Annotated in this window: 1 protein-coding gene; it reads right to left on the bottom strand. The window is 53.9% G+C overall.

The window, feature by feature from the left end; all coding sequences use genetic code 11:
• Positions 1-126 precede the first annotated feature (126 nt).
• On the bottom strand, positions 127-1107 hold the full coding sequence (locus IMQ48_RS15180) for an IS5-like element ISKpn26 family transposase (RefSeq protein ID WP_000019450.1): 981 nt from the start codon (positions 1105-1107) through the stop codon (positions 127-129).
• Positions 1108-1154: the final 47 nt, after the last annotated feature.

The following is a 1154-nucleotide window of genomic DNA, read 5'->3' as shown; positions in this document are numbered from 1 at the left end:
CATTTCTTCCCAAGCTGACTCGCTGATTAAAATTTCGCGGATCTGGGCCGATTTTTTTCCCGCAAACACATCGAATCAGCCTATTTAGGCTATTTTTTCCACCATTTCTGGCGTTATTTCCGGTTTTTACTGAGATCTCTCCCACTGACGTATCATTTGGTCCACCCGAAACAGGTTGGCCAGGGTGAATAACATCGCCAGTTGGTTATCGTTTTTCAGCAGCCCCTTGTATCTGGCTTTCACGAAGCCGAACTGCCGCTTGATGATGCGAAACGGGTGCTCCACCCTGGCACGGATGCTGGCTTTCATGTATTCGATGTTGATGGCCGTTTTGTTCTTGCGCGGATGCTGCTTCAAGGTTTTTACCCTGCCGGGACGCTCGGCGATCAGCCAGTCCACATCCACCTCGGCCAGCTCCTCGCGCTGTGGCGCTCCTTGGTAGCCGGCATCGGCTGAGACAAATTGCTCCTCTCCATGAAGCAGATTACCCAGCTGATTGAGGTCATGCTCGTTGGCCGCGGTGGTGACTAGGCTGTGGGTCAGGCCACTCTTGGCATCGACACCAATGTGGGCCTTCATGCCAAAGTGCCACTGATTGCCTTTCTTGGTCTGATGCATCTCCGGATCGCGTTGCTGCTCTTTGTTCTTGGTAGAGCTGGGTGCCTCAATGATGGTGGCATCCACCAAAGTGCCTTGGGTCATCATGACGCCTGCTTCGGCCAGCCAGCGATTGATGGTCTTGAACAATTGACGGGCCAGTTGATGCTGCTCGAGCAGGTGGCGGAAATTCATGATGGTGGTGCGATCCGGCAGGGCGCTATCCAGGGATAATCGGGCAAACAGGCGCATGGAGGCGATTTCGTACAGGGCATCTTCCATGGCACCGTCGCTCAGGTTGTACCAATGCTGCATGCAGTGAATACGCAGCATGGTCTCCAGCGGATAGGGCCGTCGGCCATTGCCCGCCTTGGGATAAAACGGCTCGATGACAGCGGTCATATTCTGCCATGGCAGAATCTGCTCCATGCGGGAGAGGAAAATCTCTTTTCGGGTCTGACGGCGCTTAGTGCTGAATTCACTATCGGCGAAGGTGAGTTGATGGCTCATGATGTCCCTCTGGGATGCGCTCCGGATGAATATGATGATCTCATATC

Origin of the sequence: Citrobacter sp. Res13-Sevr-PEB04-36, assembly GCF_015672735.1 — a bacterium.
Taxonomy (GTDB): Bacteria; Pseudomonadota; Gammaproteobacteria; order Enterobacterales; family Enterobacteriaceae; genus Citrobacter.
Note: the sequence above shows the minus strand (reverse complement) of the source record. Positions and strands in the feature narration are given on the sequence as shown.

Excerpts from the sequence above, each read along its gene's own strand:
- IMQ48_RS15180 (WP_000019450.1), bottom strand. The coding sequence starts at position 1,107 with ATGAGCCATCAACTCACCTTCGCCGATAGTGAATTCAGCACTAAGCGC.